The sequence below is a fragment of the Vibrio sp. Vb1755 genome, assembly GCF_033338635.1.
Lineage (GTDB): Bacteria > Pseudomonadota > Gammaproteobacteria > Enterobacterales > Vibrionaceae > Vibrio > Vibrio alginolyticus.
In genome coordinates this window covers 1-1,062 of the sequence record NZ_JAWOTA010000340.1, presented here as the reverse complement: position 1 = coordinate 1,062, position 1,062 = coordinate 1, and the positions used below count along the sequence as shown (strand labels likewise).

The 1,062-nt window shown below is 46.8% G+C and carries 2 protein-coding genes; both read right to left on the bottom strand.

Going from position 1 to position 1,062, the window contains the following annotated elements; genetic code table 11:
• Window positions 1-400: cysteine peptidase family C39 domain-containing protein (locus R7E00_RS24990; protein ID WP_318124905.1), on the bottom strand; the 400-nt coding region annotated here is incomplete at its 3' end.
• A 15-nt stretch (window positions 401-415) separates the two neighbouring features.
• On the bottom strand, window positions 416-1,062 hold a 647-nt coding region (locus tag R7E00_RS24985), incomplete at its 5' end, for an EAL domain-containing protein (RefSeq protein WP_318124904.1).

Genomic DNA, 1,062 nt, shown 5'->3' with positions numbered 1-1,062 from the left:
CTTCGGGAGAGCGCTCATCGAAACGGAACTGCTTTTTAACTAAAAAGTAGCGACCAGTGTACTGCTCAAGTAGGTCTTCTAATGGAATGGAGATTGGCACCATTCCACTTTCTAAGGTTGTGACTTCTGCTTCGCGTGTCTCCATATTGATGCTATTGAGAACGCAAGAGTCACCACCTTTAAGAACTAAGATTGCCGGCAGAATCAGGCTGGAGATTTTCTCCAGCTCTGCGCGGTTTTCCTTGGCAACCAATCCGGCCCTTTCCGCCGCTCTTGGTAGCAGGAACGGGGTCAATTTACCATCTGACAGCGGAAGCCCATTCACAAGAGCTTCCGGCGAGTTGGCTAACCCATAGTAACGGCTAACGTAGATGAGCGAATTCAGTAAAGGGTCTTTCATCGTTGGTGAACCTTATTATTCCTTGTCGACGATGAATCCTTGGAATACCTCTACGAAGTGCTCGGTGAGGAAATCCAATTGGATCTGAGTTTCAATACGCGATGCAATCGTAGTAATGCCCAAGTTGTGAGCGGTACGAGAGATCGACGTGAGTGTGAACTTCTGTTTTTCGTCGTGTAAGTTGTGTGTGAACAAGTAATCCAGCTTCACGTAGTTCGGACGGAACTCTTGGATGTATTCCAGCGACTGGAAGTTACGACCATAGTTATCGACACCAAACTCAGCACCAGACTGACGAATTGCGTTACAAAGCAGTGCGGTATGGTGCGGATGATCAATGAAGCATTCTTCAGGAATCTCAAAGTGAAGTTTAGACGCCACTTTTGAGTGTTTCTCCAACATGTTGGTTGTCCAGCGAATGAACGATGGCTGAGACAAGCTGCTTTGCGCGATGTTAATCGCGACTGGATCGTTAAGCTCGCCGCTTTCTAGCATCTTAATCATCGACTCAATCACGTATTGGTCGAAGATGTTGGTCGCATCCAACTGTTCCAATGCAAATAAGTATTGGTTAGCACGGTAAGTCTCGCCATCTTTTTCGATGCTTGAGAACACTTCGTTATGGAACACTTTGCCCCAAGTATTCTTCGCAGCTTGGAAGC